The organism is Candidatus Woesearchaeota archaeon (assembly GCA_018675335.1).
GTDB lineage: Archaea > Nanobdellota > Nanobdellia > Woesearchaeales > UBA11576 > JABJCP01.
In genome coordinates this window covers 117,536-136,840 of the sequence record JABGYH010000003.1, presented here as the reverse complement: position 1 = coordinate 136,840, position 19,305 = coordinate 117,536, and the positions used below count along the sequence as shown (strand labels likewise).

The following is a 19,305-nucleotide window of genomic DNA, read 5'->3' as shown; positions in this document are numbered from 1 at the left end:
TTAAATAATTAATTTAGGACAATCAATCAACTAACTGAATTTCAGGTATAAAAATGAATTTTAAAAATTTAAATTTGTCAAAAGACACAAAAATTATTGTTCAGGGAATAACTGGACATCATGGTAGTTTTCATACTGAGTTAATGAAAGAATATGGAACTCAAATTATTGCGGGAGTAACACCTGGTAAGGGTGGTCAAGTAATTCATGAAATTCCAGTTTATGATTCTGTGGGTGTTGCGCTATCATCAAATCCAAATCATAAAATAACTTGGTCAATTATTTTTGTTCCGGCAAAATTTGCAAAAGATGCGGCATTAGAAGCAATTACCGCAGGACTAAATGTTGTGGTGATAACAGAAAATATTCCTGTTTATGATTCTATAAAAATAATTAATCAAGCAAAGAAAAAAAATCTATTAGTAATTGGTCCTAATTGTCCGGGAATAATTAAACCTGGAGAAATTAAAATGGGTATTATGCCTAGTCACATTTTTAAAAAAGGATCTATTGGATTGGTTAGTAGGAGTGGAACGCTAACTTATGAAATTATTAATCAATTATCTAAACATGATTTAGGTCAAAGTTTAGTTATTGGGATGGGGGGAGATCCTGTTGTTGGTGCTGATTTTATTGATGCACTTAATTTTTTTGAAAAAGATCTGAGTACTAAACAAATTGTTTTGATTGGTGAGATTGGTGGAAATTTAGAAGAACTTGCAGCAGAGCATATTAAAAATAATATTTCAAAACCAGTAGTCGCATATGTTGTTGGAGTTTCAGCACCTCAAGGAAAAAAAATGGGTCATGCGGGAGCAATTATTTCTGGTAGTTCTGGAACTGCAAAATCAAAAATAGAATCACTTAAATCAGTTGGTGTTAAAGTGGCATCAATTCCAAGTGAAATTGTTAGTTTGCTAAAATAATTTTATTCATTAATTCTTTTAACCTGTTCATATTATTATGTTTGTGATTAGAAAACTTTATTTATATTGTGTGTGAATAAATAGATAATTATGTTTAAAAATATTTGTAAAAAAATTTAAAAATTTATTTATGTTTTTTTCCAAAATTTAATTAAAAAATTAATTAACATGAAGGAATATCATAAATTTGTTTTTCAAAGTAATTAAAGCACAAGTCAAATACTTCTTCGTATACTGGGCAGGTTTCTTCAGTTAAATAGATGTTATTATTCCATGCGTATTTTGAAGGCAGTAAAAAGTATGCGCTATTAAATTCACTTTTTAAATTACTACAAGTAAAGTCTTCCATTGAGTCAACAAAGTCTGTAGGTGTTTCATATCTAAATACGAAATCCTGTTCATATTTGTCTCCGCAATAATCTGTAGTTGCGCTAACTTCCCAATTTGAGTTTTCTTTATCAGAATCAAATGAATGAACAATTCCATTTTCTCCGTAGTATTCAAAACAAAGTTCTGCACCATCATTAATTGCGTTTCCAATTTGACTTTCTGCTAATACTTCACTTAACCATTCACTCATTTCTTCTTCATCAACATCGGATACAATTCCTAGTGTTGATTTAAAATCTATGATTTCTTCTGTTAAATTATCAATATCAGTTTCACCCATTTCAATTGCTTGTATTTTATTTTGAATTTGAGCAAAAATTTGTTGTAATTCAGATAATATTTCTTCTGTGTACTCTGTTGTTTCAAATGCATTTTGTGAAGTTTCTAAAATTTCTTCAACTTGATCCCAGTTTGAACTTATGATGGATGTGATTTCATCCATTTCATTTTCAAAGTATTGTTCTTGTTCTGGACTCATTTGACTTTTTGGAACACTATCAAATTCATCTTCTAAATTTTCCCATTTGTCTTCTAAATCTGAATCAAGGTAGTTCATTAAATTTTCAAGATAATCATTAATATTATCTTTTAATTCTTCAATTTCTTCTGCTAATTCTTGATTTGGTAAAACTGCAAGGTTTAATTCAGTCATTGTTTCTTGAATTTGATCTTCGATTGATTCAATAATATTTTCGAGTTGATTAAGATTTGATTCAATCATGTTCAACTGATTTTCTAAAGCAGATCCACTCATAGTTTCAACTGCAGTATCATATGAGTCTTCCATATTTTCAAGTCTTCCGCCAGTAAGTTCTCCTAATTCATCAATGTCATTAATTTTTTCTTCAAAGTAATTTTGTTCATCTTCAGTTAATTGATCTTTTACTGATTCGTAAGCTTGTGTTAATTCCATGTATTCGTCGTGTGCATCTTCTAATTCTTCAGCTAACCAATTAATAAATTCCGATGTATTTTCAGAGTTTGATTCTTCTACAACTTCAGTTACTTCATTTTCTAAAACATAGTCTTCTAAATCATCTTTAACATTTTCAATTTCGTTCATTAAATCTTCTATTTGTGATTTTATGTCTTCCATTTCTTCTTCAAAACTTTCTACGTCTGATGCTGAAAATGTTTCGCCAAGATCAGTTATTGCAGCTTCTGTTATGTCTTCTTCTAAGTCATCTAAATAGTCATCAATTTCTTCTCCGTCTTCACCGATGTTTTGAATTTGAGTGTTAAAGTATACTTTCGCATCATAACTCATATCTGATTCGTGTTCTGAAAATAAGTTTTCTAATTCAATGTATGAATCTTCAGCATTTTCGAGGTCATTAGTTAAAACTTCTAACCAGCCGTTTGCGATAGCAAGAACTTGATCTAGTGAATATTCTTCTTCTACTGATTCTTCTTCAACTACGTCGGGTGTACAAGGATAAACTAATTTGATATCATAGTCATCATAACTAGGGTCAGATGTACTTTCAAAATAATACTTAACTCCTTCAAAATTAAATGTGAAAATTGAAGCTAGTTTAGTTGATCGTTCGATTGTGCTACTTCCAACTTTAAACTGAGCCATTGGATTAGTATTTTCTAAATCATCTGAACCTTTGTAAGTAAACATATGTTGGTTTAGTTGGAAATTGTCATCTTCTGAAATTACTTGATTACAATTAATTTTATCACATGGATAGATTGCTTGTATATCATAATCATCTTCTGAAATATCTCCAACACTTTTGAATCCATAAGTTAATCCTTCATGTTTAATTGTAAATACTGAAACTAAATTAGCATTTCTTTCGATGGTGTCACCAGTTTCTAAATTTTTGATTTGAACTGTTTCTGATTCGACCATGTTAAGTGGAGTCAAGTCAAAGTCATTTGAACTTTTGTATTCGAATTGGGTATTTCCTAAAACAAATACGTCATCTTCTTCAATAATATCAACACAGGATGTTTGTTCAAAAACTTCTTCGACTGCTTCTAAATTGTTAATAATATCTGATAAATCATCAGTTGTTTCTTCAATGTCATCTTGAATTTTTTCAATACTTTCTTCAATGTTTTCTAATGAAATTTCCATTGCTTGAGAGTCATAATCATCAGATTCGACAATATTTTTTAAATTGTAAATCGCACTATCTAATGCTTCTCCCTTATTACCAATAATTGCTAATTCTTCGTTAAAGTATTCTGAATCTTCTTGATTAAGCATTGATTCATATTCATTAAATAATTCTTCTAAATCTTCATAATTATCTTCTGCTTTGTCTAATTCATTTTCTAATTCATTTAACCATTGAGTAAAATATTCTTGTTCTGTTTGAACTTCTTCTACTGTTTCTTCTACTGGTTCTTCTACTGCTTCTTCAACTACTTCTTCTACTGGTTCTTCTAATTCGTCTTCAACAACTTCTTCTTCTACAGGAGTTCCATTTTGAGTATTAACGTCAAATCCGTAAGAAAAATAGTTATTGTTTTCATTAGTTTCTGCGTATTTGTTATTAGGATCAATTTCAATCTCAACATAATAACTTCCAGCTTCTAATTGTCCAAAGTGAATTCCCCAATCTTGAGTTTCTGAAAAGAATGGTAGTGATTTTAACCATTGAATTTTTTCACCGTTTAAGTAAACATTAACGGGCACTGTTAAGTATTTAATTTGTTTTGGTGTTTGATGGGTTTTAAATCTTACTGCTGAATTTGAATTTTCATAAAGTAAGCCAGTTACATATCCGTTATCTATTGATAAATCTGCATTTAAAATAATTGAAATAGGGACTTCCTCTTCAACTTCTGTTTCTTCCTCAACTTCAACTTCTTCCTCTGTCTCAACAACAGGATTTTCTTCTAAATCTGAAATGAAATCTTGTAAATTTTCAAGTACATCGTCAATTTCTTCTTGTAAATCAACAATATCGACTTCAAGTGATTCCATTGATTCTTCAACTTCGCCTAAGTCATCAACAATATTTTCAGAAATTATTTCACTATCAGCTAAATTTTCTAATTCATCTTCTAAGTTAGATAATTGTACTGCTGTGTTTTCTCCGAAATTATCTATGATTTCAATTTTGTTATTGAAGTATTGTTTTGTACTAAGAGCCATATCTGATTCGTGATTGTCAAATAAATTTGTTAATTCGATATAATCATCTTCTGCATCTTCTAGTGCATTTTCGAGCATTTCAAGCCATGTATTTAATTGATCTACATATGCTTCTAGCTCTTCTTCATTCACGTTTTCTTCATTAAAATAATCAAATAATTCAGAATAAATATCTTCAATTTCGTCTTCAATTTCGACTATATCTCCAGATACTTTGTCAAGTTCTGAAATTAATCTTGATAAGTGAATGTTTAAATTATTCATGTTTGTTTCTGTTTCTATGAGGTTAGAATAAAAGTCTTCTAATTCATCAATTCTAGAATCAATTCCTTCGCCAGTTTCTGCGATTTCTTCAATTAAATTACTTACATATTGTGAATCTTCGTTTGATAATTCTGATTCGTGATCGTCAAATAAATCTGTTAATTTATCGTAGTTGTCTTCTGCAGCATCAATTTCATCATTTACATCTTCGAATTTATTTTCAACTTCAATTTGTAATGGTGAAATTTCTTCAGCAACTTCTTCAGTTACTTCTTCAGTTACTGCTTCTTCAATTTCTTCTTCAACAATTTCTTCTGCTTCTTCAGCATAAAATGTTAAGTATTGATAATTATTATCGTTTGTAGCTTCGCTAAAACTTAATGTTTCAACTGATAAAATAACATCATATTCTCCTTCAAAAGGAATTTTAATTGGCATTTGATGTTGTGTTATTTGATTAGGAGTTAAAGAGACAAATTTTTGTTGGTTTTTTGTGCTAACAATTTGATTGTTAACTATAACATCATAACTAACTTTAACGTATCCTTGTGCAATTCCATCTCCAATATTTTTCAAAGTATATTTCATTTGAATTATGCTTCCAGGAGTTGGATTTGAATCACTTAAGAAAACTGAGTCAAAAACCAGATCTGATAATTGTTGATTTGGTTGATTATCAGTTGCAATTGCTGTGCCGATTATGGACACACAGTATATTAATAGAACAAACATTAAAATGCTTTTTTTGAATATATTATTCATTTTTGAAGACCTCCAATTTAGATACTACTGATTAATAATAACGTAATAATTACTCCGAATAAGTGGTACTATTTAAATCTTTCGTATAGAATTGAATATGACAATGTTTTTAAACGGCAAAGTTATTGCTGAGATTATGGCTTGGGGAGTTAATAAGTGGCTTGAATTGGCATTTTTGGCTGCAGCTGCAGTTATTTGTTCTGGTTGTAGTTCTGCTGCTCAAAATACGGGTTCTACTGTTTTGGAAGAAAGATTGGTTGAAACTAAAAAAAAGCCAGTTAAATCTAGTTTGGCGTCCAAACATTTAAAAAATCCAGTTTTAACTGAGGTATTTGGGCTAGAATATGTAGTTCAAACAAAAGAGCAAGGTGTTGCAGATTTTATGGTATTTTTGCAAAATATTTTCAAAACAAAAGATATTTCGAATACTTATCTTGATCATGCTCTTTGGACTTACGAAGCTCCAGGTTTAGTTTCGTTTAACCTTGATTTTGCAGGACCTTATGTTTGCGATCAAGTTCTGAATGATTTTGGGTTGGAAGAAGAAATTGTTGGTACTGAATTATTTCCTGTTTATTTAGGTTCGTTTGATTCTATTAAAAATTACTCAATCACTAATCGTGCACGTCCTTGGATTTATGCGATAGATGACTTAGTTCAAGAGCAAGGAAAATCAACTATGTTCAAATTAAGTGAAGCCTATATATTAATGGGGAGAAATAATTCTCAAATTGGGAGGGTTGAAGCATTTCATGCATATCTTGCATTAGAAAATGCATTGGCAAAAATGCCTGATTTGGTCCATTCAAAAGTTCCAGCGCCATTTAAGTCTGAGTGGATGAAACTTCATGAATTAAAAATTGATCCTGCATTATATTCTACTTATTATGGCTTCTTTGAAAAAGTTCTTGATTCGGCAGATCCATCAGAACCTCAAATAATTCCTGGATGTTGAAATATTTGACTAAAGTTTAGTTAAACTGTTGTGTTAAATAATTTCCAAAAACTGTTTCATATATTTTTTTAATTTCTGCCATTTTTTTTAATTGTGGTGTTAAATTGTCTGTATCTAAATTACCTTTGATGATCACGCCTGCATTTATAATTTCCACATCTCGAGCATGCCATTTTCCGTCTTCATCTTGTTCAAATTCCACATCGCCTGATCCTTTACTTCTTAAATTTGCGCTAAAAAAATAAGTTGCTCCATCTTGGGTTCTGGTTACGCCTAAGTTTGTGTATTTTTTAAAACCAGTTTCTGTTTTTCTAAATTTAGTTGGATCTTGTTCGTATTCTCTTAATAGTGAGTTGCAAGCATCTTCTAAGTCTAAGGTGGGACAGTTTTGTTTTTTTAGTTTTTCATCAACTTCTCGAGATCTTTGATAAATTTCTTCGTTTGTTACTTTTTGAGAAATTCCGGGGTCTAAATGTTCATTTATTGGTCCGATTAAGTAATTTACATGAGGGGGGGTTAATCGTGCTTGTGAATTTGAGGGGTAAGTATGATTATAACCAATTGCTAATCTAGTGAGTCCAAATTCGTCTATTACTTCTGGTCTGATTTTTGGATTTCCTGCTAGGTCTTTTTCGATTACTTGTTGCCAACCAGGTGGCAAGTTTGCGTGGTACAGTCCTGCTTTTTCTTCTAATATTGTCATTCCTAAGTCTTCTAAGTCTTGTCTTGTGACTTTTTCGAATCTGCCGTTTGAATATTTTTGAATATTTTTTGGGATTATTGTTATTTTTTCTTCCATCTTTTTAGCCTCTTATTTTTGTATTTTTTTTTAATAATTAGTTAAAAAATGAGCATTTATTTAAATTTTAGTGTAAACTTACTACCTTCGAGTGACTACAAAAACGAAAGATTTATATATAAACTCGATTTTTCTTTAATAAAGTAATCAAAAGCTTTTTAAACTAAGATTTTTATAATAACTTTTAAGCCGTCTAGAGCTTAAAAAGAAGGTTCAAAACAATGTTAGGATTCGGAGACATACTATTATACGTTGCATCGTACTTTGGACTATTCACTTCTATCTTTTTTATATTTACATTAGTTGAAAATTGGAATAATCTTTCAGCTCCAAAATTACCGAAAAAATTACCTAAAGTTAGTATTATGGTTCCAGCATGTAATGAAGAATTCACACTTTCTAAAACTGTTAAGTCATTATTAGAACTTGATTGGCCAAAAACTAAATTGGAAATTTTAATTATTGATGATGGTAGTGTTGATAAAACATATGAGATCGCACAAGAATGGGCAAAAACAGATCCTAGAGTAAGAGCGTTCACAAAACCTAATGGTGGAAAAGGAACTGCTCTGAATTTCGCATTAGATTATGTGACTGGTGAAGTTGTTGGTTGTCTTGATGCAGATAGTTTTGTCGAGCCTGATTGTTTAAAAAAAATGATTGGATTTTTTAATAATCCTAAAGTGGGTGCAGTGACACCGTCTTTGAAATGTACTATTCCAAAAACACTTTGGCAACGTATTCAAGTTATTGAATTTTTACTTGGTGTTTATTTAAGAAAAGTTTTTTCATTTCTAGGTTCCATTCATGTAACTCCTGGACCATTTACTTTATTCAAAAAATCTTTCTTTGATAAGTATGGTGGATATGATGAGTCAACAGTTACAGAAGATATTGAGATTTCATTAAGATTACAAACTCATGATTATATTATTGAAAATGCAGTTGATGCAAATGTTTATGCAGTTGCAATGCCAACATTTTTAACTATGCGTAAACAACGTGTTAGGTGGTATCGTGGATTCTTAGATAACATGTTAAATTACAAACATTTGTTTAGTGCAAAATATGGTAACTTAGGATTATTTATTTTACCGAGTGCATTTTTTTCAGTAATTTTAGCAATGGTAGTTACTGGATATGCAATCTTTAATTTTACTGATATGTGGATTTCAAGATTTATAAATTTGTATAATGTTAATTTTGATATTTGGAAACTTAAGTGGTTTCAGACTGATCTTTTTTATATGAATCAATCAGCTATGTTGTGGATTGGTTTACTTTCCTTAGCAATAGGTATTGCAGTTATGATTATAGTTAAACAAATGAGTAGTGAGAAGCAAAATATTGCGGGTAATTATGTTTTATTTATTGCGTTATATCTTCCATTATTTTCTTACTGGTGGCTTGAATCGCTTTATTGTAAGGCAACTAAGGGCGATGTTGTTTGGAGAGGTAGGAAGAGAGAAGATATTGAGATTGAAAATACTGTTCTTAGAGGATAAGTCCTTTTCAAAAAACATTCATTAAAAGTTATTATAGTTAGGTGAAGTGAGTTAAATGAGTTTAAAACGAAGAAATTTACAAACATCGAAATTATTGGCAGTACTAGCAGTTACAACTCTGATTTTTGTTGGAGGTATTATTTTGGGTAATTATTTTGCAGGTCAAAAACTTACTGAGTTAGGTTACTTGGGTCAGGAATTAAGAACTGATACTTTAGCAATCGAAATTCAATATGATTTAGCAGAAGCAAATCCTTGCGGTAATATGCCAAACACTCCTCTAGCAGATCAACTTTACGAACTTGCAACTAAACTAGATTATATGGAAAATCGTCTTGGTGAAGATAATCAAGATGTTATCGATTTAAAAGAATATTACATGATGTTAGAATTAAGACATTGGATGTTTAATAAAAAAATCAATGAAGAGTGTGGCGAATCTAGATCTTTAATATTATATTTTTACTCTAATCAAAAAGATTGTCCTGAATGTAGTCAACAAGGGTTTATATTAACTTGGCTTCGACATAATTATCCTGAAAACGTGTTAGTTTACGCATTTGATTATGATATTGAAAACCCTGCACTTGATACTGTAAAAAATATGTATGGTGTGACTGGCTCTCCTGCATTAGTTATTAATTCAGACACATTTAATGGTTTTGTGTCTAAAGCAGAATTAGAACAAGTGGTAAAAGATCATATTATTGTGGCAAAAGATGCGCAGTTAAAAAAAGATGCAAAAAACCAAACGAGTATAACTCAAGATTTAATTAATCAATCAGTTCCTGATTATGATCCTGTTTACAATCCTGATTTAACTAATAATTCTGATAACAATTCAAATGAGTCTTTGGATGAATTAAATAAAGTTAAAGAGTTAGTGGCAGTTGCATTAGAAATTGATGGATTAGAAAATGAATCAAACTCTACTGCTGACAATAAATCAATTGCTAGCGTTGAATAAATCTGTGTCTTGAAGTCGTAAATGTTCTGCGTTTAAATCGTTCAAATCATAAACTAAAATTGTACTAAAATACTTCTTTATATCTTTTATATTATTCTATTAATTCTTTATACAAAACATTTATATTCTTAATAATATGTACTTATATCATAAAATTTCGTGGGTGATTTTTATGAAAACAGGTATTAAGGTATGTGATGCGATGAATCGGGTGCCTATTAGTTTGGAGTCATCGGCGTCTATTCGTGAATGTGCAAAACTTATGGCTGACAAAAGATTAAGTAGTATTGTAATAGTTGAAAAAAGAAAAAGCATTGGTCTTGTAACTGAAAAAAATATTGTACTTTATGCCGTAGCTCTTGATTTCGATTTAGACAAAACGCCAGTTAAAGATATAATTCGTTCTAATCTTATAGTGGTCGCACCTGAACGCGATATTTATGGCGCTCTTGAATTAATGCGAGATAATAACATTAATCATTTGCCTGTTGTTGATAATAAAAAAATGGTTGGATTCATTACTAGCAAAGATATTCTTAGACTTGCACCGCATTTGTTTGATTATTATTCTGAAATGATTCCTATAAAAAGAAGACTTTGGTAATTTTTTTATAATTATTTCAAAGTGTATGTTGCGCGTATTGCTCCTTTTAAAAATTGTATCATGCTTCCCATATAATATAAATACTTGATATCTTTATTTCGTGGAGAATATAATTGTAGAAGTTTATTTCTAGTTTTTTGTAGTTTTTCAAAAAATTCTTTTATTTCTTCATAACTAATTTGTTTGGTAAATATTATTTTATTAAATTCTTTTATTCTTTTATTTATTTCTTCTAATACTTTAATTGTAGAATCTTGCATTTTATTTTTTTGATCTAAATAAAAATTTATTATTCCTTTATTGGTGTCACCTATATTTTCTATTCTTTCGAGGAGAAAAAAGTAAAATTGAATTTTGCCATGATATTCTTGACTTTTTTTGTTAAGTTGTCTTTCGCAAAAAAATACTAGTTTGTTTAAGTCTTTATCTTTTGCAATTAATCTTTTTAAATAAGATCGATCATCTTCTTTCAAAGCTTTTATTGTTTCATCAGTTATGGTTGAAAGAGTATGCAAGCTTCGCTCTAATGTTTTTTCAAATTTTTCAATTCCTTCTTTGGTAACATCGCAAATTTTGCATTTTGTTTTTGTTTGTTCGAATATTTCAAATCCTATTAATTCTTTTTCAACAACGTTTCGGATAAGATCAAGTGTTTCAATTTTTTCAAATCGAATTAAGATTTCATTAAGTCCTAGTTTGTATTTTTCTGCTATGATTTTTTGAAGTATGAAATCAATATTTTTCGCATTGATGGTTGTAGTTTCATCTTTGAGTTCTTTTGAACTAATTAGTATTTTATTATCTATTATTTCGAGATTGATTTTTAGATTATTTTCTAGATCGTTATTTTTTATCCATTGAATTGGAAGAGTAGTTGTAAATGAGCGGTTTTTGTCATTACCTTGTTTTACTAATTTTCGTTCCATGTGTGGTGTGGTGCGTACAGTTTATTTAAATTTTTCTAATTAATATTGGAGAATATAATTAATATTGGATTATATTATTATCCTGTTAAGCTCAATTATATCTATTCAGGCAGTTGATTTGAAGTCTGAATGGAGAAGTAAAAATGTATGAACAAAAAAATAATGATGAAAAAAGACCGTTAATTTTGGTGACTAACGATGATGGTTACGATGCTCCAGGAATTTTAGCATTGGCAAAAGAAGCACAAAATTATGGTGATGTTGTGATAATTGCACCCAAACAATACCAATCTGCGATGGGCAGGGCAATTACTCTGCGAAAACCTATGACTGTTGATGAGACTTATTTAGGGGGAAATCAAGATCAAACATCTATTAGGGCATTTATTGTTGATGGAACTCCTGCAAGTTGCGTTATAATGGGTCTTGAAACAATTCTGAATAGAACTCCTGATTTAGTTGTGTCTGGAATTAATAATGGTGAGAATTTGGCTGCAACTGCAACTATGAGTGGAACTTTGGGTGCTGCAATTGAAGCTGCAACTTATGGTATTCCTGCAATTGCAGTTTCTCTTCAAAGGCCAGTTATGTATCCGAGGGATCAAGTTGATTTTACAACTGCTGCCAAAATTACGGGGGGGTTAATCGAAGAAAGTTTAAAAAATTCTGGTAAGTATGGTTTAGTAAACGTAAACATTCCTTTTGATGCCACAGAAACAACTGAAACTGTCGATACATTTCAAAGTAAACAGAAATTACATATTCCTAAAGTAACTCAAAAAGAAGGTGCTTATTTTATTGATTTGGGTAGGGATTACACAAAACTTGAACCTAATTCTGATGCAGATGTTGTTTTAAATCAAAAGAAAGTATCTGTCATGAATATGGATTATGTTTTTCAAATAAAATAATTTTTTCTTTTTTATTAATTTTTTTTTATTAGAATTATATTTGTAATGGGTGTTGAAATTAATTTTTATGCATTTCTTTTTTTCTTACCATAAATAAAAACATATTGCCAAGCAAATCCTTGTTTTCTTACAACTTGAATATCAAATCCGCAATCTTCAAATAATTTGAATACTTTTTGATCATCTCCAATCCAATCAATGTTGGGGATGATATCAAAGAATTTATCAAAATCTACAAAAACAATTTTTCCATCTTTTCTTAAACGACGATTAAGATGTTTAAGTACTGTTCGAACTTTTTGTGTGTATCCAAGTGCACCAACACTAATTACTGAATCAACTGGGGATGGTACGCTATGATGTACTTTATCATAATGTGGATCGTGAATTGTGATAACATGATCGTGTCCTGCACTATCAAATCTTTTTCTAGCAATTTTAAGATTTTTTTTAGAAATATCGACTGCAAATACTTTTCCTTTTTTTCCAACAAGATTTGCAAGAGTCATGGTGACGGTTCCAACTCCACAACCATATTCTAAAACTCTTTTTCCTTTTACGTCTCCAAGTAAAGTTAGTATTTCATTTTGTCTACGTTTAGGGAATGCCAAATTTTCGGTCCACAGTGCGAAGTATGCAAGTAGATCATTAACTATCATTATTGCGTGAGGATCATAATACATTTCAATTAAAAAATAAATTGGTATTCCTATCGCAACAAAAGACAGTCCTAATTTTAATATTCCAAAAGATCCGTGTTCTACAAATAGCCAAGTTCCAATAAGTCCTAAACTAAAAATGATTAAGGCGACTGAACCAGATTTTCCAAATGGCATTTTAAATGGTCGAGGAGTATCTGGTTGTTTGTATCTTAAAATAATTAAACTTAATGCGACTGCTGAGTAAAGTAGTAGTGCCATTGGTAATAATAGTACTAGTAATAATTGATATGATCCAAATCCTACAACGACAAGTATTGATGTGAGAATTGTCTGAAAAATGATTGCTTTGTATGGTGTGTTGTAAACTGGATGTATTGATTTAAATTGTGGGGGAAATAATTTATCTCGAGTTAATGCCATGATAAGTCGAGGTGCTGAAACAATCCAGCCTGCAACTGATCCAATTATTGATAAGTAAACAAGTATTGTAAATATGCTATTTCCGATTGAACCAAAATGTACTGATGCTAAGTCTGAAAGTGGAGTTGTTGATGCTCCAAATATTTTCCAATTTATTGCGCCAAGTGAAGATATTACAAATAATAAACAAATGATTGCGATAATTACTGTTCCGCCAATAAGTGCGCGAGGCATTACTTTTTCTGGATTTTTTGTTTCTTCCGCAAGGAACGTTGCAGTTTCCCATCCGAAGAATGTTTCTGCAATAAAGAAAATTGTTATGAATAATGTTGAGATTGGGAACACGAACATTGGATCAAAATTTCCTGGATTAAATTTTAACAAGTTTGGAACAATTAATGCAAGTAATGTTCCAATAGTTATTAATGCAAATGTAACTAACATAACAGCACTCGTTTTCATTCCTTTGTATGCAATAAAATTAAAAATAAATATGAACAATAAACAAATTGATAATTTAACTATTGTTGCAGGTATTGGTAATAAGTATTGTATTGCGCCAACTATTAGCATGGCAATGGTTATATTTCCTGCAAGAATTGTTACCCACCCAATTATGAATGAGGGAAATCTTCCAAATGCTTGTTTGCAAAATTCATAAACTCCTCCTGCTTTTGGAAACATGCTGCATAGTTCTGCAAATACCATTGAGAAATATATTGCAATAAATGATAATATTAACCAAGAAAATAGTGATGCAGGTCCTGCATTTTTTGCACCGAGGGCAGGTAAGAAAAATATTCCTGTACCCATTATTGAATTTATGGTTATTAGAAGTATTACTGGAAAACTAAGTACTTTCTTTAATTCTGCCATTATTATTAATACTATTTATAAATACATTATATAAATGATTGCGAGTATTTTCGAGTGGTACTCTAAATGTGTGGTTGATATTTTTTTAAGAATAAATAAAATAAATTTTAGTGCTTGTTTAAATTAAACATTTTTCAAATTTATTTTTTGGATTTGTCTTTAGAATTATTTTTAGTAATTATTTCCATGTGTGGATATGCTACTTCAATATTTTTTTCATTTTGTATTGCATCAAGAAATAAAATATTAATTTCTGTTCTGTTTTTTTTGATTTCATCATATGGGCAAGTAAATTGTGCGATTAATTGTATTGCGGAATCTAGCATTTCAATTCTTATGTTTGGAATAAATTCTTCTTCTATTTGTTTGAGTTCTTGAGTTAGTTGTTCTGTTTCTTTTTTCAAACGTTCAAGTTCTTGATTTTCTGTTTTTTCTTCTTTTTTAGCAGGTTTATTTGTTTTTATCCATTTGTTAATAAAACCATTAAGATCCTTTTTTTGTTTAGTTATTTTTTTAATATATTTTCGTTTATTTTTTGTTACTTGTTTTAATATTATTTCTTTCAATAATTTAATTGCTTTATGATAATCACTTTCATAGGTTATTGAGATAGATAATTCATTGACAATATAGTTACTTTCTTTGGTGTAGTTGGAAATATCTGAGGTTAAAGCTAATTCATTTGGGAATGAAATAATTTTTCCACTTACAACATCTGAATTTTCTAAAAGACCATCTAACATGGTATTCATTACTTGAATTTCTTTAACATCCCCAACAATCCCATTTATTTTAATTCTGTCACCTTCAGAATATATGTTTTTCATAATTATGGTTAGCCATCCAACAAAATTCAAAATGGGTTTTTGTAGTGCAAAAGTAAGTCCAAAGCCTATTAATCCTAATGATGCTAGGAGTGCTGTGATGTTGCCTATAAAAATTGAGAGAGTTATAATTACAAATACAGTCCATAAACTAAAATTAATAAGTTTTTGTAATCTAGTATATTTTTCTGCGCTATTCAGTTGTTTCATTATTTTCTTTAAGATTTTTCCAAGAATTATACTTTGAATTATCTTAAATAATATGAATAAAAGAATGATTGTTGCAATTTTTTTAATATATACTTGTGCGATTAGCATAATTGCAGAATAGTTTCCTATTAATATGGAAATACAGTAGTCTTTACAAGCTAACCAAGCATAGCACCCAAAAATAAGTCCTAATAGTATAATAACTAGTCCAGTTATCCAATAACTTGTTTTCATACCAAATTTCATATTTTTTTAAATATTTTTAAGTTAAATATAAACCTTTCTTTATGATTTAATCATAGAATTTGCGTTGTCACAACCTAAATAACTTTTTTTGAGTTGCTTTGACTATTTTAAAATATTTCAAAAAGTTTATATAATTTTAATAAGAACTGGTTGTGTCATGATGATTCCGAATATGGTAGTTCCAAATAAATTAAAACCAGGTGATGAAATTAGAATTATTGCGCCTGCAAGAAGTTTAGCTTTACTTTCAGATGATTTAATTTCATTGGCAAAGAAAAATTTTGAAAGACAAGGGTTTAAACTATCGTTCTCTAAAAATTGTAGGGAAAAAGATATGTTTATTTCCTCTTCAATTAAGAGCAGAGTGGATGATTTGCATGATGCATTTTCAGATAAAAATGTGAAAGCAATTTTTACTGTAATTGGGGGTTTTAATTCTAACCAAATATTAAAATATCTTGATTATGATTTAATTAAAAATAATCCAAAAATTCTTTGTGGTTACTCAGATATTACTGCAATATCAAATGCTATAACTGCAAAAACTGGATTAATAACTTATTCAGGTCTTCATTTTTCTACGTGGGGGATGAAAAAAGAATTTGAATATAATTTAGACTATTTCAAAAAATGTTTGATGGAAGAAGTTGAATTTGAGGTTAAAACATCAAAGACTTGGTCTGATGATCCTTGGTATATAGATCAAGAAACTAGAAACATTATTAAAAATAAAGATTTCATTATTTTAAATAAGGGTACTGCAAAAGGAACAATTTTTGGAGGAAATCTTTGCACGTTTAATTTGTTGCAAGGAACTGAATTTATGCCTGATCTTTCTGATTCAATATTATTTTTAGAAGATGATGAAGAATCAAAACCGCATGCTTTTGATCGAGATTTACAATCGTTAATTCACCAACCAAATTTTGATAAGGTTAAAGGAATTGTTATTGGACGGTTTCAAGAAGGAAGTGAAATGACTTTAGAAAAATTAAAATATATTATTGAGTCAAAAGAAGAATTAAAAAACATCCCGATTATTGCGAATGTAGATTTTGGTCATACTAATCCGTTAATTACTTTTCCTATTGGTGGAACTGCAACGTTAAACGTTGATGAGACCGTTGAATTAAAGATCATTAAACATTAAAACTCAATCCTGAGTGTGATATTAAGTTTAACTTAATTTTTTTCTTAATTTTATTGCAGTGTTATTTATCCAATTAATCTCTTTGAAGATTGATAAAAGTTATAAATCATGAAATATATATTGTTAATATGGAGTTTCAAGATAAAGAATTCGAATCAAAAACGTTTCAGACAAAAAATTTCACAGATAAATCTTTTAAAAATTCTAGTTTTGTTGATTGTGTATTCGAAGAGTGTAATTTATCTAATGTCAATTTAGAAAATACTAAAATTCAAAATTGTAGTTTTAAAAATTGTAAAATTTTAGGGTTGAACTTTTCTATTTGTGCAAAATTTTTATTTAGTTTTACATTCGAACATTGTTTGATATCAATGTCTGATTTTTCTGATTTAAATTTAAAAGATACTTTATTTTCCAGTTGCCAAATATTAGATTGTAATTTTATCAAAACCAATTTGACTAATGCCCAATTTGAAGAATCAAATCTTAAAGGAAGTCAATTTGAAGAATCAAATTTAAGTTTTGCATCATTTAAAACTGCTAAAAATTATAGTATAAATCCTAATAAAAATATGATTAAAAAAACAGTTTTCTCAATTCCTGAAGTAATTGGCTTGTTAGATAGTTTTGACATAGAACTAGATTAATAAAACATTTATATATTTGAATTTTTTAAAGTTTAGATATGGTGCTTGATTATTCAGTTCCGTTAATTGTGGTAGTAGGAATTTTAGTTTTATTTTTTTTCCCAGAACCAGAAACAAATTTCATCGCATATGTTGGAACTGCGTTATTTTTTACATTATTAACTGTTTTTTTAATATTTTGGCAAAAAAGAAAAAAATGATATTTTAATTAATTTTTACTTGATTTTTTCTGGTTATATCCTAGTATTAAGTAGGATATTCCAATAATCATGGGGATAAACATAGGTCCGGGTAGTCCTTCTTTTAGAATTATAAATCCAATGATTGTTGCAAGAGTTATTGGGATTACAATTAAGTATCCTCCTATTTTTTCCCATTTCCAGCCAAGGCCGAGCCCTATAAACATTAAAGGAAAAGTAAAAAGCCAAAGATTGTCAAAAAGACTGTTGTTGGGATTTGCGAAAGGAAGTGGGTTGCCATACCCAAAATAAAATGGTAAGCCAAGTAATAATGTTGCTGCAGCAATAATTCTTGTAGTCCATTTAATTATTGTTAAATATTTTTTTGGAATATTCATTTTATTGCTCTTGAAGTTATTATTTTTCACAAACAAAAAACACAGGGGGGTGGGTTCTTACATCTTTTTTAGAAATTTGTAAATCTCCATTATATTCGATTAATTTAAATCCTGCTTTTCGTATTTCAAAAATAACTTCTCTAATTGACGGTATGTGAATGTATTGTTTAGTCATATACGTTTTTTGTGAATCATTTGTTTCTCTTTCAAAAAATCGGTCTCCATAATCTAGTTCATCTAATTTGAATCCCCATAATGTTCCGAAATGAAATTTAAGCCATTGTTTGACCCAGAACCAACCATAGGTTCCAGTAACAACTCTTGGGTGTGCTGTAAAAATAAATTTACCTTTTGGTTTTAAAACTCTTTTAATTTCAAGAAGTGCTTTAAACCTATTCGCGTTTCCAGGTATTTGTGTCCAACCTTGATTTGAAAACAACGCATAATCAAAAGAATTATCTTTAAATTTCAAGGAGGTAGCATCTCCAACTTCATATTTTATTTTCAATTTTTTTTGTTTGGCAATTAATTTAGCATTTTTAATCATTTCAGGAACAAAATCAATTCCGAGTATGCCAAATCCTTCTTTAAACAAAGGAATTGTTGTTCTGCCTGTGCCGCAACCAATATCTAATAGTTTGGATTTTTTGTTAACAAAATATTTTTTAAAAAAATGTTTTTCAGAAATCCATAATCCTTCTTTTGCTTTTTTGATGTAGCATTCTTGCGCGTTTTTTCCTGCAAATTCTTCATAGACTAGTTTTGTTAGTTTTGTTTTCATTTTGTAATCATCCTTAAAATTTCTTTTTTATTTCGTTTAAACGAATTTTCGCCTTTCAAAATTATTTCTTTGAATTTTGTTTTTGGTTCAATTACGTGATATTTTCCAACATTTGGTTTGATTAAAATATATTTTTCCTTTTTTATTTTTTCTAAATTTAATTTGTTAATTTGATTTTGCATGAGTCTAACACTTGTTTCGAGTAGTTGCACCATATTAGTTTTTTCATTGTTAATTTTTTCTGGTGGGGAGACATCCACGAGTATTATTTTATTTATTGATTTGGGTAAGTGAGCAAATGGCAGGTTATTTATGATTCCTCCATCTGAATAAAATTTACTGCCAATTTTTACTGGTTGGAATAGTACTGGAAATGAAATGCTTGCGCGAATAGCTTTAATTAAACTACCTTCGCTAAACACTTTTTCAGTGCCTGTTGAAAAATCGGTTGCATTTATGGTTAGTGGAATTTTTAATTCACTAAATTTTGTAATTCCTATGAACTCTTCAATTTTTTTTTGTATTTTTTCAGCTTTTGAAAATCCTTTAATTGTTGGTGAGATATCCATAAGATCATATGTTCTTGTGTCTAGAATAAACTTTTCAATGTCTGTTGCACTTTTTCCTGCAGCATAAAATGTTCCGATAATACTTCCCATGCTACATCCAGATATTGCTGAAATTGGTATTTGTGCTTTTTCAAGTTGTTTAAGAAATCCTACGTGAGCAAGACCTCGAGCACCGCCTCCACCTAGAACTAAGCCTATTTTTTTCATAATTTTCAAATC

At 29.4% G+C, this 19,305-nt stretch carries 17 protein-coding genes; 9 read left to right on the top strand and 8 right to left on the bottom strand.

What is annotated here, in order from left to right; translation table 11 throughout:
- Window positions 1-53 precede the first annotated feature (53 nt).
- On the top strand, window positions 54-926 hold the full coding sequence (sucD, locus tag HN587_02195; GenBank protein ID MBT7902643.1) for a succinate--CoA ligase subunit alpha: 873 nt from the start codon (window positions 54-56) through the stop codon (window positions 924-926).
- Window positions 927-1,089: 163 nt separating this feature from the next.
- Here sucD and HN587_02190 read toward each other — a convergent pair whose 3' ends face one another.
- Complete coding sequence (locus tag HN587_02190) at window positions 1,090-5,457, bottom strand: hypothetical protein (protein ID MBT7902642.1); 4,368 nt, start codon at window positions 5,455-5,457, stop codon at window positions 1,090-1,092.
- A gap of 136 nt (window positions 5,458-5,593) precedes the next feature.
- Here HN587_02190 and HN587_02185 point away from each other — a divergent pair, with 136 nt between their 5' ends.
- Window positions 5,594-6,412, top strand: a complete 819-nt coding sequence (locus tag HN587_02185) for a hypothetical protein (protein MBT7902641.1) — start codon at window positions 5,594-5,596, stop codon at window positions 6,410-6,412.
- Between the two features lie 16 nt (window positions 6,413-6,428).
- Here the strand turns inward: HN587_02185 and HN587_02180 are convergent, their stop codons facing one another.
- A complete protein-coding gene (locus HN587_02180; protein MBT7902640.1) occupies window positions 6,429-7,211 on the bottom strand; it encodes a hypothetical protein in 783 nt (260 codons plus the stop codon).
- A gap of 221 nt (window positions 7,212-7,432) precedes the next feature.
- On the opposite strand from HN587_02180, the gene HN587_02175 reads away from it, so the two are divergent.
- The 3 genes from HN587_02175 to HN587_02165 all read left to right on the top strand — a co-directional run bounded on the left by HN587_02175 (window position 7,433) and on the right by HN587_02165 (window position 10,287).
- A complete protein-coding gene (locus HN587_02175; protein ID MBT7902639.1) occupies window positions 7,433-8,716 on the top strand; it encodes a glycosyltransferase family 2 protein in 1,284 nt (427 codons plus the stop codon).
- Between the two features lie 55 nt (window positions 8,717-8,771).
- Window positions 8,772-9,683 (top strand): hypothetical protein, encoded by a 912-nt coding sequence (locus HN587_02170; GenBank protein ID MBT7902638.1) that lies wholly within the window; start codon window positions 8,772-8,774, stop codon window positions 9,681-9,683.
- A 172-nt stretch (window positions 9,684-9,855) separates the two neighbouring features.
- The gene (locus tag HN587_02165; protein ID MBT7902637.1) at window positions 9,856-10,287 is read left to right on the top strand and encodes a CBS domain-containing protein; all 432 of its coding nucleotides are present in this window, start codon (window positions 9,856-9,858) and stop codon (window positions 10,285-10,287) included.
- 11 nt (window positions 10,288-10,298) lie between these two features.
- Here the strand turns inward: HN587_02165 and HN587_02160 are convergent, their stop codons facing one another.
- The gene (locus HN587_02160) at window positions 10,299-11,213 is read right to left on the bottom strand and encodes a phosphate uptake regulator PhoU (protein ID MBT7902636.1); all 915 of its coding nucleotides are present in this window, start codon (window positions 11,211-11,213) and stop codon (window positions 10,299-10,301) included.
- Window positions 11,214-11,356: 143 nt separating this feature from the next.
- Here HN587_02160 and surE point away from each other — a divergent pair, with 143 nt between their 5' ends.
- The gene (surE, locus tag HN587_02155; protein MBT7902635.1) at window positions 11,357-12,124 is read left to right on the top strand and encodes a 5'/3'-nucleotidase SurE; all 768 of its coding nucleotides are present in this window, start codon (window positions 11,357-11,359) and stop codon (window positions 12,122-12,124) included.
- Window positions 12,125-12,189: 65 nt separating this feature from the next.
- Here surE and HN587_02150 read toward each other — a convergent pair whose 3' ends face one another.
- Together HN587_02150 and HN587_02145 are read right to left on the bottom strand one after the other, a co-directional pair.
- Complete coding sequence (locus tag HN587_02150; protein MBT7902634.1) at window positions 12,190-14,082, bottom strand: amino acid permease; 1,893 nt, start codon at window positions 14,080-14,082, stop codon at window positions 12,190-12,192.
- Between the two features lie 140 nt (window positions 14,083-14,222).
- A complete protein-coding gene (locus tag HN587_02145) occupies window positions 14,223-15,350 on the bottom strand; it encodes a mechanosensitive ion channel (protein ID MBT7902633.1) in 1,128 nt (375 codons plus the stop codon).
- A gap of 184 nt (window positions 15,351-15,534) precedes the next feature.
- On the opposite strand from HN587_02145, the gene HN587_02140 reads away from it, so the two are divergent.
- The 3 genes from HN587_02140 (at window position 15,535) to HN587_02130 (ending at window position 17,359) form a co-directional block, all read left to right on the top strand.
- Entirely contained in the window at window positions 15,535-16,512 is a 978-nt protein-coding gene (locus HN587_02140; protein ID MBT7902632.1) for an LD-carboxypeptidase, read from the top strand.
- A gap of 128 nt (window positions 16,513-16,640) precedes the next feature.
- Window positions 16,641-17,159 carry a pentapeptide repeat-containing protein gene (locus tag HN587_02135; protein ID MBT7902631.1) on the top strand — a complete coding sequence of 173 codons (519 nt, stop codon included), beginning with the start codon at window positions 16,641-16,643 and terminating at the stop codon, window positions 17,157-17,159.
- Between the two features lie 38 nt (window positions 17,160-17,197).
- Window positions 17,198-17,359 (top strand): hypothetical protein, encoded by a 162-nt coding sequence (locus tag HN587_02130; protein ID MBT7902630.1) that lies wholly within the window; start codon window positions 17,198-17,200, stop codon window positions 17,357-17,359.
- An 8-nt stretch (window positions 17,360-17,367) separates the two neighbouring features.
- Here the strand turns inward: HN587_02130 and HN587_02125 are convergent, their stop codons facing one another.
- The 3 genes from HN587_02125 to HN587_02115 are packed head-to-tail and all read right to left on the bottom strand — an operon-like array spanning window position 17,368 to window position 19,293.
- The gene (locus tag HN587_02125; GenBank protein MBT7902629.1) at window positions 17,368-17,736 is read right to left on the bottom strand and encodes a hypothetical protein; all 369 of its coding nucleotides are present in this window, start codon (window positions 17,734-17,736) and stop codon (window positions 17,368-17,370) included.
- A 19-nt stretch (window positions 17,737-17,755) separates the two neighbouring features.
- Window positions 17,756-18,517 (bottom strand): class I SAM-dependent methyltransferase, encoded by a 762-nt coding sequence (locus HN587_02120; GenBank protein ID MBT7902628.1) that lies wholly within the window; start codon window positions 18,515-18,517, stop codon window positions 17,756-17,758.
- On the bottom strand, window positions 18,514-19,293 hold the full coding sequence (locus HN587_02115; protein ID MBT7902627.1) for a Patatin: 780 nt from the start codon (window positions 19,291-19,293) through the stop codon (window positions 18,514-18,516). The genes HN587_02120 and HN587_02115 overlap by 4 nt, the downstream gene beginning before the upstream one ends.
- Window positions 19,294-19,305 lie beyond the last annotated feature (12 nt).